At 69.8% G+C, this 16,406-nt stretch carries 13 protein-coding genes and 4 pseudogenes; 14 read left to right on the forward strand and 3 right to left on the reverse strand.

Features of this window, described 5'->3' with window-relative positions:
• Positions 1–105: 105 nt before the first annotated feature.
• Positions 106–933, forward strand: a complete 828-nt coding sequence (gene folP / locus QPK52_RS26620) for a dihydropteroate synthase (RefSeq protein ID WP_410540063.1) — start codon at positions 106–108, stop codon at positions 931–933.
• A 41-nt stretch (positions 934–974) separates the two neighbouring features.
• On the opposite strand, the gene QPK52_RS26625 is transcribed toward folP, so the two are convergent.
• Positions 975–1,772 (reverse strand): IclR family transcriptional regulator, encoded by a 798-nt coding sequence (locus tag QPK52_RS26625; RefSeq protein WP_410540064.1) that lies wholly within the window; start codon positions 1,770–1,772, stop codon positions 975–977.
• Positions 1,773–1,833: 61 nt separating this feature from the next.
• Positions 1,834–2,706 carry a formyltetrahydrofolate deformylase gene (purU, locus tag QPK52_RS26630; protein WP_410540065.1) on the reverse strand — a complete coding sequence of 291 codons (873 nt, stop codon included), beginning with the start codon at positions 2,704–2,706 and terminating at the stop codon, positions 1,834–1,836.
• Positions 2,707–2,953: 247 nt separating this feature from the next.
• Between purU and QPK52_RS26635 the strand changes: the two genes are divergently transcribed.
• The 9 genes and pseudogenes from QPK52_RS26635 (at position 2,954) to QPK52_RS26675 (ending at position 9,892) form a co-directional block, all read left to right on the forward strand.
• The gene (locus QPK52_RS26635) at positions 2,954–3,802 is read left to right on the forward strand and encodes an MFS transporter (protein WP_410540066.1); all 849 of its coding nucleotides are present in this window, start codon (positions 2,954–2,956) and stop codon (positions 3,800–3,802) included.
• 166 nt (positions 3,803–3,968) lie between these two features.
• A complete protein-coding gene (locus QPK52_RS26640; protein WP_410540067.1) occupies positions 3,969–5,054 on the forward strand; it encodes an S-(hydroxymethyl)mycothiol dehydrogenase in 1,086 nt (361 codons plus the stop codon).
• Positions 5,051–5,293 (forward strand): annotated as a pseudogene (locus QPK52_RS26645) (MBL fold metallo-hydrolase); the annotation flags it as partial. The gene QPK52_RS26640 and the pseudogene QPK52_RS26645, both read left to right, overlap by 4 nt.
• Positions 5,287–5,510, forward strand: a pseudogene (locus QPK52_RS26650) (glycine cleavage T C-terminal barrel domain-containing protein); the annotation flags it as partial. The pseudogenes QPK52_RS26645 and QPK52_RS26650, both read left to right, overlap by 7 nt.
• 65 nt (positions 5,511–5,575) lie before the next feature.
• Complete coding sequence (solA, locus tag QPK52_RS26655) at positions 5,576–6,724, forward strand: N-methyl-L-tryptophan oxidase (protein ID WP_410540068.1); 1,149 nt, start codon at positions 5,576–5,578, stop codon at positions 6,722–6,724.
• Positions 6,725–6,743: 19 nt separating this feature from the next.
• Complete coding sequence (locus QPK52_RS26660) at positions 6,744–7,877, forward strand: aromatic ring-hydroxylating oxygenase subunit alpha (protein ID WP_410540069.1); 1,134 nt, start codon at positions 6,744–6,746, stop codon at positions 7,875–7,877.
• A gap of 443 nt (positions 7,878–8,320) precedes the next feature.
• A pseudogene (locus tag QPK52_RS26665) lies at positions 8,321–8,925 on the forward strand (transposase).
• Between the two features lie 470 nt (positions 8,926–9,395).
• Positions 9,396–9,530, forward strand: a pseudogene (locus tag QPK52_RS26670) (IS5/IS1182 family transposase); the annotation flags it as partial.
• 191 nt (positions 9,531–9,721) lie between these two features.
• The gene (locus QPK52_RS26675) at positions 9,722–9,892 is read left to right on the forward strand and encodes a hypothetical protein (RefSeq protein WP_410540497.1); all 171 of its coding nucleotides are present in this window, start codon (positions 9,722–9,724) and stop codon (positions 9,890–9,892) included.
• Here the strand turns inward: QPK52_RS26675 and QPK52_RS26680 are convergent.
• Positions 9,849–10,421 carry a hypothetical protein gene (locus tag QPK52_RS26680; RefSeq protein WP_410540486.1) on the reverse strand — a complete coding sequence of 191 codons (573 nt, stop codon included), beginning with the start codon at positions 10,419–10,421 and terminating at the stop codon, positions 9,849–9,851. The two genes, QPK52_RS26675 and QPK52_RS26680, sit on opposite strands and share 44 nt — an antisense overlap.
• A 169-nt stretch (positions 10,422–10,590) precedes the next feature.
• Here QPK52_RS26680 and QPK52_RS26685 point away from each other — a divergent pair, with 169 nt between their 5' ends.
• From QPK52_RS26685 to glyA, 4 genes are all read left to right on the forward strand, one after another.
• A complete protein-coding gene (locus QPK52_RS26685; RefSeq protein ID WP_410540070.1) occupies positions 10,591–13,314 on the forward strand; it encodes a SpoIIE family protein phosphatase in 2,724 nt (907 codons plus the stop codon).
• Between the two features lie 171 nt (positions 13,315–13,485).
• Positions 13,486–14,667, forward strand: coding sequence for an NAD(P)/FAD-dependent oxidoreductase (locus QPK52_RS26690; RefSeq protein ID WP_410540071.1), 1,182 nt, complete (start codon positions 13,486–13,488; stop codon positions 14,665–14,667).
• Complete coding sequence (locus QPK52_RS26695) at positions 14,664–15,101, forward strand: glycine cleavage system protein H (RefSeq protein ID WP_410540072.1); 438 nt, start codon at positions 14,664–14,666, stop codon at positions 15,099–15,101. Before QPK52_RS26690 ends, QPK52_RS26695 begins: the two co-directional genes overlap by 4 nt.
• Positions 15,098–16,357, forward strand: a complete 1,260-nt coding sequence (gene glyA / locus QPK52_RS26700; RefSeq protein ID WP_410540074.1) for a serine hydroxymethyltransferase — start codon at positions 15,098–15,100, stop codon at positions 16,355–16,357. The genes QPK52_RS26695 and glyA overlap by 4 nt, the downstream gene beginning before the upstream one ends.
• The last annotated feature ends 49 nt before the right edge of the window (positions 16,358–16,406 follow it).

The raw sequence follows: 16,406 nt of genomic DNA on the forward strand, positions 1-16,406 counted from the left end.
AGCTGGACTCCTGTGACCGTCACGGCTCACGCCACCACCTCTACCCACCCGGGCACGTCCGGACTCCACCCGAACGGGCTGCCACGGCCCGGCCGGACGCTGGTCATGGGCGTCGTGAACGTCACCCCGGACTCGTTCTCCGACGGCGGGCTGTCGTTCGCCGCGGACGCGGCCGTCGCTCATGGGCTCGCGTTGCTCGAACAGGGCGCGGACATCGTGGACGTGGGCGGTGAGTCGACCCGCCCCGGCGCGGCACGCCCGCCGGTGGAGGAGGAACTGCGACGCGTCCTGCCCGTCGTCCGGGAACTCGCCGCGGCGGGCGCGACCGTGAGCGTTGACACCATGCGGGCCGAGGTCGCCGCCCGCGCCATGGACGCGGGTGCGCGGCTCGTCAACGATGTCTCAGGGGGTCTCGCCGACCCGGCGATGCTGCCGCTGATGGCCCGGGCGGGCATGCCGTACGTGCTGATGCACTGGCGCGGGCACTCCGCCGGCATGCAGGCGAACGCCGTCTACGACGATGTCGTCACCGATGTGCTCGACGAACTGAGGCTGAGGATCGACACGGCGCTGGAGACGGGGATACGGCCGGACTGCCTGGTAGTCGACCCCGGGTTGGGCTTCGCCAAGACACCCGACCACAACTGGGAGCTTCTGGGCCGTCTCGGGGACGTCATGGCCCTGGGGCACCCCGTCCTCGTGGGCGCGTCACGCAAGTCGTTCCTGGGCAGCCTGCTGGCGGACCCAGCGACGGGAGAACCCCGCCCCGCGCGGCTGCGGGACGCCGCGACAACCGCTGTGTCCGTGCTCGCCGCGGCACAGGGCGTCTGGTGCCTGCGCGTGCACGACGTCGCCTCGACGGCCGACGCGGTACGTGTGACAGCGCGCTGGGGCGCCGAGGCGGCGGCGCGGGCACGGTTGCCGCTGAGCTGAGCGCGCTGAACGCCGCTGGGCTGAGTTCCCCTGAGGGGGTCTCAGCCCAGATAGCCCATCCGGTGGCTGATCTCCTGCGCGCCGCCGATCAGCGCGGGTGCCAGCTCGTGCATGCGTTCCTCGGTGAAGCGGTACGCGGGCCCCGAGGCGCTGAGCGCAGCGATGACCTCGCCGTCACGGGAGCGGATCGGGGCCGCCATGGCGTGCAGACCGATCTCCAGCTCCTCCAGCGTCACCGCGTACCCGCGCTCCCGGGCCTCGGCGAGGTTCTTCTCCAACTTCGCTCTGGCCGTCAGGGTGCGCGGTGTCAGCTTCCGCACCCCGGACTCCGCGAGCACTTCGGCGCGCTCCTTCGCCGACAGGTGGGCCAGCAGGATCTTACCGCTCGACGTGGCGTGGACCGGGGTGAGCTGGCCGACCCAGTTGTGGGTGCCGACGGCGCCCGGGCCGCGTACCTGATACAGGTTGACGGCGTAGTGCTCCTGCAGGACGGCGATGTTGACGGTCTCGCCGATCTCCTCGCTGAGCCGCTCGCACACCGGGCGGCCCTGCTGGGTGATGTCGAGGCGGCCAGTGACCGCGCCGGCCAGGCGGACGATGCCGAAGCCCAGCCGGTACTTGCCTCGCTCCGTCGTCTGCTCGACCAGGCCACGCGCCTCCAGAGCCCCGAGCAGACGGAACGCGGTCGACTTGTGGACGTCGATCTCGACGGCCACCTCGCTGACGCCCGCCTCGCCGCGTTGGGCGAGGATCTCCAGGACGCTGACGGCGCGGTCGACGGACTGCACACCGTTCGCTGCGGGACCCGTTGTTTCGCTGTCTGCGATGTAGTTGCTCATAGCGCAACTATATGCATGGTTCTTCGTGGATCTCCGCCCGTATGGTCGCAGGCCCGCTCTGTCAGCGGAAGACCACGGTGCAGTGCCCGTTCACCAGCACCCGGCTCTGACTGTGCCACTCGACGGCGCGGGCGAGTACCTGGGCCTCGACGTCGCGGCCGATGGTGACCAGCTCGCCGGGGTCGCGGGAGTGGTCCACGCGGACCACGTCCTGCTCGATGATCGGGCCCTCGTCGAGGTCGGGCGTGACATAGTGCGCCGTGGCGCCGACCAGCTTCACGCCGCGCTCGTGCGCCTGGACGTACGGCCGGGCACCCTTGAAGCTCGGCAGGAACGAGTGGTGGATGTTGATGGCCTTGCCGTCGAGCTGCTTGCACAGGTCGTCGGAGAGGATCTGCATGTAGCGGGCCAGCACCACCAGGTCGACGTCCAGCTCGTGCACCAGGTCCAGCAGCCGCGCCTCGGCCTGGACCTTAGTGTCCTTGGTTACCGGGATGTGGTGGAAGGGGATGCCGTAGCTCTGCGCCAGCGGCTCGAAGTCGCGGTGGTTGGAGACGATCGCCGGGATCTCGATGTTGAGCGCGCCCGTGGACTTGCGGAACAGCAGGTCGTTCAGGCAGTGGCCGAACTTCGACACCATGATCAGTGTGCGCGTCGGGGTCGACGCGTCGTGCAGCTGCCAGGTGATGTTGTACGCCTGGCTGACCGGGCCGAAGCCTGTGCGCAGGTTCTTCAGGGAGATGCCGGGATCCGAGACGTCGAAGTGCACCCGCATGAAGAAGCGGTCCTGCAGCCGGTCGTCGAACTGCTGACTCTCCAGGATGTTGCCGGAGTGGCTCACGAGAAAGGTGGTCACTGCGTGGACGAGGCCGGCCTGGTCGGGGCAGGAAAGGGTGAGGATGAACTCGCGGCCGGGCTGCGGTCGAGGAGACATGCCTTCCTCCGTCGGTCGGTTGTGCGCACTACGCAACACGGTGAGCTATGCGCAACATGATTGAGTGAGGGTGACCGGGTGGTCAAGGGGTGGGCCGGCGGAAGTGGCCCAGCCGCTCCAAGATCTTCTCGGCGGCGGCCCGCACCACGGCGGAGACTCTCGAACTCCTCGACGCTGTAGGCGCGGACATCCGCGCGGGCGCGCTTCAGCTGTGCCCGGAGGGTCCCGGGGGGTGCTGGAGTGCGGTGTGCAGCTCTCCAGTGACCCCGAGAGTCTGCTCGCGAGCTCGGGCAGATGGACCAGCAGGATCTTGCCGCTGGGCGTCGCATGCAGCGGCGTACACCGGCCTGGCCAGTTGCGGGTGGTGATGGCCGACGGGCCGAGTGTCTGGTCGATGAGTCCACGCGCTTCCAGGGTCGCCGCCGGCCGGGACGCGGTGGACTTGTGCGCGTCCAAGTGCGGCGGCCATGTCCGTGACGCCCGCTTCCTCGTGGCTGCCGAGGGACTCGAGGGCGCTTGCGGCCCGGTCGACCGGCTGAACGGGGACTCCTTGGGCTCCTTCGGACTCGGGGAGGGCAATGAGGGCAACCTGGGCTCGGCGCTGATCGGTGTCGTCTTCGTGCTGGGCTGTATAACCGCGCTGCGGCTGGTGGGCCGGGTGGGGCGCCGCCCCGTCATCGTGCGGTCGTTCGCCCTGATGGTGGTGCCGCTCGCGGTGCTCGGCGGCGGCAACGCACTCCCCATGGAGGTGGTCATCGTGTGCTTCTGCGCCTATGCCCTCCTGTCGGGCGGTCCCACGGCGCTGGAGTGGACGTATCCCAACGAGCTGTTCCCCCACCGGCATCCGGGCCGCCGCGGGAGGCGTGGCGACTTCGATCAGCCGTGTCGGCGCCGCCGGTACGTATCTGCTGCCGATCTCCCTGGATCGGCAGGGCATCAGTGCGACCCTGCTGATCGGCGCCGGTATCACCGGGTCTTGTGCGCCACGTCCGCGGCTGTCCCGCGTCCGCTTTCCGCCGGGATGGCAACTTCGCTCGACCAGCCCCTTGACAGTGGGTGTCGGCAGGGAGACAGTTTGGTCGGTCGTTGCTTATGACGAATGCAATTCCTCAATGCGCAACGCGGTTGCCCTGGCCTCTCGGGTCTCTTCCTTCCCCGTCGATCGCTCCACCGAGCGATCGACATCCTCCCGCCATCCAGAACACCAGGCCGAAGATCCCCAAGATCGCGTTTCGGCCGCCCCCTCGACGAGGAGATCGACCGTGACACACGAGGTACGCGGCGTCGTCGCCCGCCGGAAGGGCGCACAGGTCTCGGTGGAGACCATCCTGGTGCCGAACCCCGGCCCCGGTGAGGCGCTGGTGCGGGTGCAGGCCTGCGGTGTCTGCCACACCGACCTGCATTACCGGGAGGGCGGGGACAACGACGAGTTTCCCTTCCTGCTCGGACACGAGGCGGCCGGTGTCGTCGAGTCGGTCGGCGAGGGCGTCACCGACGTCGCGCCCGGCGACTTCGTTGTCCTCAACTGGCGTGCTGTCTGCGGAACTTGCCGGGCCTGCAGCAAGGGCAGGCCGTGGTACTGCTTCGCCACCCACAACGCCACCCAGCTGATGACCCTGGCCGACGGCACCGAGCTGTCGCCGGCCCTCGGTATCGGCGCCTTCGCCGAGAAGACCCTGGTCGCCGCCGGCCAGTGCACCAAGGTCGACCCGGCCGCCCCGCCCGCCGCGGCCGGCCTGCTCGGATGTGGGGTGACGGCCGGCTTCGGCGCCGCGGTCAACACCGGCGGCGTGGGCCGCGGCGACTCGATCGCGGTGATCGGCTGTGGCGGCGTGGGCATGGCCGCGATTGCGGGCGCCAAGGTGGCCGGTGCGAGCCGGATCATCGCCGTGGACGTCGACGAGCGGAAGCTGAAGTGGGCCGAGCGGTTCGGCGCCACCGACACCGTCGACTCCTCCAGGACCGACGCCGTCGAGGCGATCCGCGGACTCACCGGCGGCTTCGGCGCCGACGTCGTCGTGGACGCGGTCGGGTGCCCCGACACCTTCAAACAGGCATTCTACGCCCGCGACCTGGCCGGCACCGCCGTCCTGGTCGGCGTCCCCACCCCGGAGCTGGCCCTCGATCTGCCCCTGCTGGACGTCTTCAGCCGTGGCGGGGCCCTGAAGTCCTCCTGGTACGGCGACTGTTTGCCCGCCCGGGACTTCCCCGCCCTGATCGACCTCTACCTCCAGGGTCGCTTCGACCTGGGCGACTTCGTCACCGAGACGATCGCCCTGGACGAAGTGGGGGCCGCGTTCGCCAAGATGCACCACGGCGACGTCCTGCGCTCGGTGGTGGTCCTGTGACCGCTCGCACCGAACGCCTCGTCACGTCCGGCACCTTCGAACCGGGCGGCGGCAGATGGGAGGTCGACAACAAAGTCTGGCTGATCGGCAACGACAACGAGGTGATCGCCGTCGGCGACCGGAGGCTGGTCGCCGACGTGTGCACTCACTCCCGCAACGACCACGTCAACGCCGCTCCGGCCCTGGCCGCTCGCTACGGTGCGCCGATCCTGCTTCACCCGGCAGACGCGGTGCTGTGGTGATGGGGCACGAACCGGGTGCATGGACGGCCGCCCGGTCGGCTATGTGACCAGCGCCGCCTACGGCTACACGATCGGCGCGCCCATCGCGTACGCCTGGCTGCCCGCCGAACACACCGCCCCCGGAACCCCGGTGGAGATCGAATACTTCGGCGTCAGGGTCCCGGCCGCCACCGACGCCGAGCCCCTCTTCGACCCCGAGATGTCCCGCATCCGGCGCCGAGCAAGCCCGTGCACCGGCAGCACCAACCCCCATCGGCAAGATTCCCAGGAGATGGACACATGGCCACTTCGTACGACGTGATCGTCGTCGGCCTGGGCGGGATGGGCAGCGCAGCCGCCTATCACCTCGCCGCCCGCGGTCAGCGAGTGCTCGGCATCGAGCGCTTCGGACCAGCCCACAGCCTCGGCTCCAGCCACGGCGGTTCCCGCATCTACCGGCAGGCCTACTTCGAGGACCCGGCCTACGTACCCCTGCTGCTGCGCGCCCACGAACTGTGGGAGAAGCTCGTCGTCGACTCCGGACGGGCGGTTTTCACCGAGACCGGCGGTCTCATGATCGGCCGCGAGGACAGCGAGGCCTTCGCCGGTACGCTGCGCAGCGCCCATGAGTGGGGCCTGGACCACGAGGTTCTGGGCGCCGCCGACATCCGGCGCCGTTTTCCCACCTTCAACCCGGCGGCCGAGGACATCGCCTTCTATGAGCGCAAGGCGGGCATCGCCCGGCCCGAGGCGGCTGTCACCGCCCACTTGGGCCTGGCCCGGGCGCATGGCGCCGACCTGCACTTCACGGAACTCGTACTCGGCTGGGAGGCCGACGGCCCGGGCGGCAAGGCCTGGGTGGTCACCGACCGCGGCGCCTACACCGCCGACCGCCTGGTCATCGCGCCCGGGGCCTGGGCACCCAAGCTCCTGACCGACCTCGGCGTGCGCGTGACGGTGGAGCGACAGGTCATGTACTGGTTCCAGCCCGAGGGCGGAACCCGCCCGTTCAGCGCCGAACGGCACCCCGTCTACATCTGGGAGGACCCTGACGGTACCCAGATCTACGGCTTCCCCGCGCTGGACGGACCCGACGGCGGCGCCAAGGTCGCCTTTTTCCGAAGGGGCGTCCCCAGCGACCCCGACCACCTCGACCGCCGGATCCACCCGGACGAGATCACGGCCATGGCCGAGTACCTGCGACCGCGCATCCCCGCCCTGCCCGGCCGCTACCTCAAGGCCGCGGCCTGCATGTACGCCAACACCCCGGACGAGCACTTCGTCCTCGCCCGGCACCCCGAGCATCCGCAGGTGATCGTGGCCTGCGGCTTCTCGGGCCACGGGTTCAAGTTCGTCCCCGTCGTCGGCGAGATCCTCGCCGACCTGGCCACGGTCGGCACCACCGACCACCCCATCGCCCTGTTCGATCCCCGCCGCGTGCGCGTCTGACACTTCCGAAGGTGACGAGATGACCATCACGAATCTGCCGCCCAGCTTGATGCCCACGCTGTCCGGCTCCTCCTACACCGACCCGGGGATCTTCGCCCAGGAGCAGGAGCGGGTCTTCGAGGCCATGTGGTTCTGCGTGGCCCGGGCCGCCGAGCTGGACAAGCCCGGCGCCTTCCGCACCTACCAGGTGGGCCGTGAGAGCGTGCTGGTCTCCCGCTCACGGGACGGCTCGGTCAAGGCGTTCTTGAACATCTGCCGGCACCGCGGCGCCAAGCTCTGCACCGAGGAGTCCGGCGAGGTCAAGCGGGCCTTCCAGTGCCCGTACCACGCCTGGACGTACGGTCTGGACGGCAAGCTCGTCGCCGCGCCCAACCTCGCCAAGATGCCCGACGTCGGCCGCGCCGAGTACGGCCTGGTCAACGTCCATGTGCGGGAGTGGCTCGGCTATGTGTGGGTCTGCCTTGCCGACGAGCCGCCCTCCTTCGAGGCGGACGTGCAGGGCGCGGTCGTCGAGCGGCTCGGCGACCTGGAGTCGATCGGGCGTTACGGGATCGAGGACCTCCAGGTGGGCCGCCGTATCACCTACGACGTGAAGGCGAACTGGAAGCTCATCATCGAGAACTTCATGGAGTGCTATCACTGCGCCACGATCCACCCCGAACTCACGGAGGTTCTCCCGGAGTTCGCGGACGGTTACGCCGCCCAGTACTACGTCGGTCACGGAGCGGAGTTCGGCGAGGACGTTCAGGGCTTCACGGTGGACGGCTCCGAGGGGCTGGACCGCATTCCCGGGGTCGCCGACGGTCAGGACCGCCGCTACTACGCGATCACCGTCCGGCCCCAGGTCTTCATCAACCTCGTGCCGGACCATGTGATCTTCCACCGGATGTACCCGATGGCGCACGACCGCACGATCGTCGAGTGCGACTGGCTGTACCTGCCGCACGTCGTCGAGAGCGGCAAGGACGTGGACCGTTCGGTGGAGCTGTTCCACCGGGTCAACCAGCAGGACTTCGATGCCTGTGAGCGCACCCAGCCGGCGATGAGCTCGAAGGCGTACGCGAAGGGCGGCGTGCTGGTGCCCAGCGAGCACCACATCGGCGAGTTCCACACCTGGGTGCAGAACAAGCTAGAGGTGCGGCCCTCGCACTGATCCCGCCCCAGTACCGCCCGTCCACCTGCTGGTGCGGCCCCTCCGGCAGGTGGGCGGGCCATGTGGGCTGTGAGAAGCTCTTGCCGTACCGATCTTGGGGTTTGTTGATCGAACGGAAGTCTCGTTCGGGTGGTTGCGGGGTCCTCGGCGCATACGAGCAGGGCCTCCTGAACAGCTCGTTGGTGTCGAGTCGCCGAGCGACATCAGGATGCCCCGGTGCCGCGGTCTTCCGTGTCGATGGCCGGGTCGTCCGGCTCGGTCGCCCGGGAGTGTGACTGCCTGCTCAGCGTTGTGAGCTTGTCGAGGTCTTCACCGGGCTGCGTCCGCGGCGGTTTCAGCGCTTGGTGCAGGCAGTGCGGCGTGAGGGAGGATCGTCGCTGGGTCCGGCCCGGCCTGGTCGTCCCTGGTCTTTGCCGCTGGAGGACCGGGTACTGCTGGTAGCGATGTATTGCCGCACCAACCTCACCATGCGGCAGCTCGCGCCGCTGTTCGGGATCTCCTCAGCGGCGGTCGGGCGGATCATCGACCGACACGGTCCGCTGCTGGCGCTTGCGCCGGCCCGGCGTAAGCCCGGCCGGCGGGAGGTGGTCATCGTGGACGGCACGCTGGTGCCCACCCGCGACCGGTCGGTGGTCGCCTCCTCGAAGAACTATCGGTATTCGGTGAACCTGCAGGTGTTGATCAAGGCGGAGACCCGGCTGGTGCCGGCGGTCGGTCGTCCGCTGCCGGGTAACCGCAACGACTGCACGGCCTTCGCCGAGTCCGGTATCGAGGAGACCAGCGGCCGCGCGCCACCGTGCTCGCCGACGGCGGCTATCAGGGAACCGGCGCCCTCGTCCCGCATCGCCGCCGAGCCGGACAGGACCGCCTACCGCAGTGGAAGGAACAGCACAACGCCTCCCACCGGCAAGTCCGGGCTCGCATCGAGCACGTCTTCGCCAGGATGAAGAACTGGAAGATCCTGCGGGACTGCCGACTCAAGGGCGACGGCGTCCACTGGGCGATCAGCGGCGTCGCCCGCATGCACAACCTCGCCCTCACCGGCTGAGCCGACTCACTCCGGCACGCTCACCCCGAGTGCGCGCAGGCGCGGTACGGCAACGGCAAGGCAAGCCTCCACCGACACCGCATCGACTCGCACCACCTGCCCGCCCAGTGGCTCACCACTGGCGACGAAGGTCCATGGACGGGACCGCTCCAGCATCCGCTCACCGTCCGCCTTGACCAACGCGGTCACCCCCCTGCTAGGCAAGCGTCTCCAAGATTGACACGACGTCCACACGCACCCCTGTCCTCCACCCGACAAGGCACGTTACAGCCACCGATCACCATTACGAGACAGCCTTTAGCCCGCACCGTTCGGGAGGGGGCCGTCGGAAAAGGACCCGGGCCACGGGCACCTCGTCGGCGGCCTACTTCACTCCATCGCTGGCGCGACCACGGCTTGACCGGGTCCACGGCCGGCTGCGCGGCCGAGTCCGCATCAGGCTGGGGCGGGACGCGGAGCCGACGGCCGGAGTGATCGACTCGCAGTCGGTCACGGCGGACGCCGTCGTCGGCTCCGGCAGCCGCGGCTTCGACGGCGGCAAGCTGGTCAACGGCCGCAAGCGGCACTTCGTGGTCGACGCCCTCGGCCTGCCGCTGGGCGTCATGGTCACCGGCGCGGACATCGGCGACCGCACCGCCGCCCAGGTCCTGCTCACACGGGTGGCCAACGCCCACCACCGACTGGCCTGGCCTGGGCCGACGGCGGCTGCACCGGCAGCTTCGTCGAGCACTGCCACGCCGCACTGGCGCTGGTCCTGGCGATCGTCAAGCGCAGCGACAACCGGAAGGGGTTCGTGGTGCTGCCCAAGCGGTGGATCGTCGAGTGGTGTTTCGCCCACCTGGTGCACACCCGCCGTCTGGCACGCGACTACGAGCGCCGCACCACCAGCGCCGAGGCGATGGTCTACTGGTCGATGACTCTGCTCATGACCCGCCGCCCGGCCCGGCCGCACCCGCAGCGAGGGTGAACCGGCCCGGCGCCGACTCGATCACCCAGCCGTGCGCGACCAGGCGTTTCTGTGGGGTTGGCCCCTTCGGGGACTTCGACCGCAGCCCCTCAACCTGCGTCGGCACCACGTCCATGCCGAACCCGGAGGCCGTCTCCTGGCAGTTCAGCGGCCCCTGCCCGAGCCGGCACCGGTCCGCGAGCGAGGTGAGGATGCGCTGGTAGTCCACCGACAGCGTCGACCGGGAAAGGCCCTCACACCACACCGGCACCTGCGGCTTCGGTTTCACCGCATCCCAGGGCGCCGACGGCGCGTCCGTGTCCCGCACATCCGGGACGGCCTCCGTCTCGGCGGTGTCGCCGCTATTCGGAGCCAACACCATATCGACCCGCCTGCGGGCGATCGCCCACTCCTGCCATTCCCACTCCTGCCATTCCCGCTCGGCCATGGCCGACTCGGCCTGGATACGATCGGCCTCCTCGCGCAGCTCGTCCACGCGGCGGCGAGCACCCGGCTCACGCTGTTCCAACAACCCAGTCACCGACGGCATCCACGACATCCCGGGGAGCGACAGCACGACAGGCGACTACTCCCACGGCACCTCCGCCCCTACGCCCGACCAGCGGAAACGCGGCTCTCAAGTCCGGAAAGACAACAGCTACTGAAGTCGAGATCGGCAGGGCAGGCACGATGGAACATTGACGGCCGATACTTGGAGCATGGACAGGTCCGAATCGCGGCGGTCCTCGGTACGTCTGCCATCTGTGCTGAGCGTGCACAGTGTCGCGGGCCAGGTCTTCATCCTGCAGGTGGCCGTCGTTCTGCTGCTGGTGATCGCCTCGGTGGTGGCCCTCGTGCTGCAGGCCCGGAACGCGAGCCTGCAGGAGGCCAAGGCACGCTCGCTCGTCGGCGCCGAGACCTTCGCGCACGCCCCGGGCACGCTGGCCGCCATGAAGTCCCCCAACCCCAGCGCCCTGCTCCAGCCGCGGGCGGAGGCGGCGCGGAAGGACTCCGGGGTGGCCTACATCATCGCGTTCGACACGAGGGGCATCCGCTGGACCCATCCCGACCCGGACCTCATCGGCAAGCGTGTCGTCGGCTCCTACGCCGAGGCGCTCGCCGGTCATGTGCACCAGAACACCTACGACACTCCCGGTGTAGGCCGTACCGTGGACTCGGTGGTTCCCGTCTTCGACACCGACGGGGAGGTCGTCGGACTGGTGTCCGTCGGCATCACGCTCAGCAGCGTCAACGAGCAGGTGATGGACCAGCTGCCGCTGCTGATCGGTTCCGCCGTCGGCGGGCTGGCGCTGGTCGCGGGTGGAACCGCGCTGGTGAGCCGACGACTGCGGCGACAGACCCACGGTCTGGATCCGGCCGAGATGACACGGATGTACGAGCATCACGACGCGGTCCTGCACTCGGTACGGGAGGGTGTGGTCGTCGTCAGCGGCGAGGGGCGCCTGCTACTGGCCAACGACGAGGCTCGCCGGCTGCTGGATCTCCCCGAGGAGGGGGAGGGGCGACGGGTCGCTGACCTCGGGCTCGCCCCGCGTGCCGCCGCCCTGCTGACCTCGGACCGTGTGGCCACCGACGAGGTGATCCTGGCCGGGGAGCGGCTGCTGGCCGTGAACCTGCGGCCGACCGCGCCGACCGGGAGCGTGGCGACGCTGCGGGACACCACGGAGTTGCGCGCCCTGGCGGGCCGGGCCGAGGTGGCACGCGAACGCCTGCAACTTCTCTACGACGCCGGGGTACGCATCGGCACCACGCTGGACGTGGTGCGCACCGCCGAGGAACTGGTCGAGATCGCGGTTCCGCGGTTCTCCGACTACGTCACCGTCGAGCTGCTGGACGCGGTCCGGCGGGGCGAGGAACCGAACGGCGACGTGAGCCCGACCATGGAGCGCATCGCCGTACGCGGGATCCGGGACGACCACCCGCTGAGCCCCGCGGGGGAGCGGATCACCTTCGTCCCGACCATGCCGCAGGCGCAGAGCCTGCACAGCGGTCGTGCCGTGCTTCTGCCCGATCTGAGCGACGCGCCCGGCTGGCATGCCCAGGATCCGGAGCAGGCGCGGCGTGTCCTGGACTTCGGCATCCACTCCCTGATCACTGTGCCGTTGCAGGCCCGTGGCACGGCGTTGGGCATGGTGGACTTCTGGCGCTCGCACCGGAAGCCGTTCACGCCCGACGATCTCGCCTTCGCCGAGGAACTGGCCGCGCGAGCCGCAGTCGCTGTCGACAACGCCCGCCGCTACACCCGCGAGCATTCCATGGCCGTCACCTTGCAACGCAGCCTGCTGCCACGCGCCCTGCCCGAGCAGTCGGCGCTGGAGGTGGCGTACCGCTATCTGCCCGCCCAGGCCGGGGTCAGCGGTGACTGGTTCGACGTCATTCCCCTGCCCGGCGCCCGCGTCGCCCTCATCGTCGGCGACGTCGTCGGCCATGGCCTGCACGCCGCCGCGACCATGGGCCGTCTGCGTACCGCGGTGCACAACTTCTGTGCCCTCGATCTCGCCCCTGACGAGCTTCTGAGCCACCTGGACGAGTTGGTCGCCCGCATCGACGAGTCGGAGGCCACCGAAGAGGAGAGCGAAACCATCACCGGGGCCACCTGCCTGTTTGCGATCTACGACCCGGTCTCCGGCCACTGCACCGTCACCCGGGCGGGCCACCCCGGGCCCGCCGTGGTTCACCCCGACGGCTCCGTGACCTTCCCCGACGTCCCGGTCTCACCACCGCTCGGCCTGGGTGCCGGGCTGCCGGTCGAGACGGCCGAACTCCAGCTGCCGGAGGGTTCCCGGATCGCCCTGTACACCGACGGACTCGTCGAGGACCGCGAGCGGGACATCGACGCCGGCCTCGAACTCCTCAGGCACACCCTGGCACACCCCGACCGGCCTCCGGAACAGGACTGTCAGGCGGTACTCGACGCACTGCTGCCCGACCGCCCCCGTGACGACATCGCCCTCCTGGTGGCCCGCAGCAAACGGCTCGACCCGGGCAGGGTCGCCGACTGGGACGTACCGTCCGACCCCGCCGCCCTGGGCCCCCTCCGCGCCGCCTGCGCCGACCGGCTTCAGGCTTGGGGGCTGGATGAGCTCGCTTTCACCACCGAGCTCGTCCTCAGCGAACTGGTCACCAATGCCATCCGCTACGGCGACGATCCCATCCGCCTCCGGCTCATGTACGACCGGGACACTCTGATCTGCGAGGTCTCCGACGGCAGCAGCACGTCCCCGCATATGCGCCGCGCGGCCACCACCGACGAGGGTGGCCGAGGGCTGTTCCTGGTTGCTCAGTTCGCCCGTCGCTGGGGCACCCGGTACACCGATCGCGGAAAGGTCATCTGGAGCGAACAGTCCGTGGAGGCCGCCGAGGCCGGGCTCGGAGCCATGGGAGACCTGCTCCTGGACCAGTGGGACGAGTCGGCGACGTAACCGTGAACGCCCGGACTCTTCGCCTCGCGCTGGTTGCGAAGAGCGCAACTTGGATCATCATCAGAAATCGATATGCGACGCCTCCCTTGACAACGCCCGCGCCGCGCGGAAAGCATGTTGCGTATAGCGAATGTCGTTGTGTTATGTGAGACAACTCTGTCTGGAGTCGGCATGAGGAGCATCACCGTCGTCGGAGCGTCGCTGGCAGGATTGAGCACGGTCCGCGCGCTGCGCGCAGAGGGCTATGACGGCGAGATCGTCGTCGTGGGGGAGGAGCGCCACGCCCCCTACGACCGCCCCCCGCTGTCCAAGGACTTCCTCAAGGGCGACATCGACGCCGATGGGCTCGCGCTCGGCGACGCCGACGAGTACGAGGCTCTGGACGTGCAGTGGCTGCTCGGCGAGCGCGCCGTGCGGCTCGATCCCGTCGCCCGCACCGTCACCCTGGCCGGCGGGCGCCATGTGCGCACCGACGGCGTCGTCGTCGCGACCGGCGCCAGTCCCCGCACCCTCCCCGGCGCGGACGGGCTGGCGGGCGTCCACACCCTGCGCACCCTGGACGACGCCCAGGCCCTGCGCGCCGAACTGCTGGACGGCCTGCCCAGAGTCGTTGTGATCGGTGCCGGGTTCATCGGCGCCGAGGTGGCGTCCACCGCGCACTGGCTCGGGCTCCACGTCACAGTCGTCGAGGCGCTCCCCGTACCTCTGGAGCGCCAGCTCGGGCGCGAGATGGGGCTGGTGTGCTCCTCGCTGCACAGCGATCACGGGGTTGAGCTGTTGTGCGGGACCGGCGTGGCGGAACTGATCGGCGAGGGCCGGGTCACGGGCGTACGGCTGACGGACGGGCGGGTGCTGCCCGCCGACATCGTCGTGGCCGGCATGGGCGTCCGACCCAACACCGACTGGCTTGCGGGCTCCGGCGTGCAGGTCGACGACGGCGTGGTGTGCGACGCCGGCTGCTCGACGGGCACCCCGGGCGTGGTTGCCGTAGGTGACGTCGCCCGCTGCCCCAACCCGTTCACCGGACGGCACGCCCGCATCGAGCACTGGAGCAACGCCACCGAGCAGGCCAAGACCGCCGCCCGTACGCTGCTGACCGGTGTGTCGGCCCAAGCCCCGCTCACCGCACCGTACTTCTGGTCCGACCAGTACCAGGTGCGCATCCAGGTCGCCGGGTACGTCGCACCCGGCGCCGAACCCGACATCGTCGAGGGCGACGTCGACAGCCGCACCTTCACGGCCGTCTACCGGCGCGAGGGCACCCCCGTCGCCGTGCTCTCCCTCAACCAGCCGAAGTTCTTCAACCGGCTCCGCCGCACCCTCGTCCCCGCCGCCACGGCCGTCGTGTCATGAGCTCCGCGCCCCAGCTCTCCCTGGAATCCGAGGGGAAGAGCGCCACGAGCATTCCGCGGTGCCTGAGTTGCGCCTGGGACCACGAGTGGCTGGTCGTGGACGAGGGCAACGTCACCGTCGGCATCATCGCGTTCGCGGCGCAGGCCCTCGGCGATGTCGCCCACCTCCGGCCGCCCGACGTCGGGACCTGGGTCGAGGCGGGGGAGAGCTGCGGACAGACCGAGTCACGGACCGACGTCAGCAGCCTGTACGCCCCCGCCTCGGGCCGGGTCCTGGAAGTCAACACCGCGCTGGCCGGCGACCCCGGCGTCGCCAACGCCGCCCCTTGCGCCGGCGGCTGGCTGTTCCGCCTTCGCGTCGAGAACATCGCCGGCGCGCTGTCCGCCGATGCCTACGCCGCCCATTGCGCCCACACCCAAGGAGACCGCCCATGACCCTGTTCAACCAGCCCCTGCACCAGCTCGACCCGGAGGTAGCCGCCGCGGTCGACGCCGAGCTGGAGCGTCAGCAGTCCACCCTTGAGATGATCGCCTCGGAGAACTTCGCGCCCGTCGCGGTGCTGGAGGCGCAGGGATCGGTCCTGACCAACAAATATGCCGAAGGCTACCCGGGCCGCCGTTACTACGGCGGCTGTGAGCACGTCGATGTCGCCGAGCAGATCGCCATCGACCGGGTCAAAGAGCTGTTCGGCGCCGAGTACGCCAACGTCCAGCCGCACTCGGGCGCGTCCGCCAACCAAGCCGCGCTGTTCGCGCTGGCCCAGCCCGGCGACACCATCCTCGGCCTGGACCTGGCCCACGGCGGCCATCTCACCCACGGCATGAAGATCAATTTCTCGGGCAAGCAGTTCGACGTCGTCCCGTACCACGTGGACCCCGAGACCGGCCTGGTCGACATGGCGGAGCTGGAGCGGCTGGCCAAGGAGCACCGCCCAAAGGTGATCATCGCGGGCTGGTCGGCGTATCCGCGGCAGCTGGACTTCGCGGAGTTCCGGCGGGTCGCCGACGAGGTCGAGGCGTACCTGATGGTCGACATGGCGCATTTCGCCGGTCTGGTCGCGGCCGGGCTGCACCCGAACCCGGTGGAGTACGCGGACGTCGTCACCTCCACGACGCACAAGACGCTCGGCGGGCCGCGCGGGGGCATCATCCTGGCCAGGCAGTCCTTCGCGAAGAAGCTCAACTCCTCGGTCTTCCCGGGCTTCCAGGGCGGCCCCCTGGAGCACGTGATCGCGGCCAAGGCGGTCTCCTTCAAGGTCGCCGCGAGCGAGGAGTTCAAGGAGCGTCAGCGCCGCACGGTCGAGGGCGCGAAGATCCTCGCCGAGCGGCTCACCGCGCCGGATGCCCGTGAGGCCGGGGTGAACGTGCTGTCCGGCGGCACCGACGTGCACCTCGTCTTGGTCGACCTGCGCGCCTCCGAGCTGGACGGGCAGCAGGCCGAGGACCGCCTCCATGAGGTCGGCATCACGGTCAACCGCAACGCCGTCCCCAACGACCCGCGCCCGCCGATGGTCACGTCCGGCCTGCGTATCGGCACCCCGGCCCTGGCCACCCGCGGCTTCCATGCCGAGGACTTCGCCGAGGTCGCCGACGCCATCGCCGAGGCGCTCAAGCCGTCATACGACGCCGAAGCACTCAAGGCCCGCGTGAAGGCGCTGGCCGACAAGCACCCGCTCTACCCCGGCCTGTAACCGACACCCTCCCGCAGGGGCGTGCCGTGACCGCTCGGCACGCCCCACC

The organism is Streptomyces sp. KL2 (genome assembly GCF_046529545.1).
Lineage (GTDB): Bacteria > Actinomycetota > Actinomycetes > Streptomycetales > Streptomycetaceae > Streptomyces > Streptomyces radiopugnans.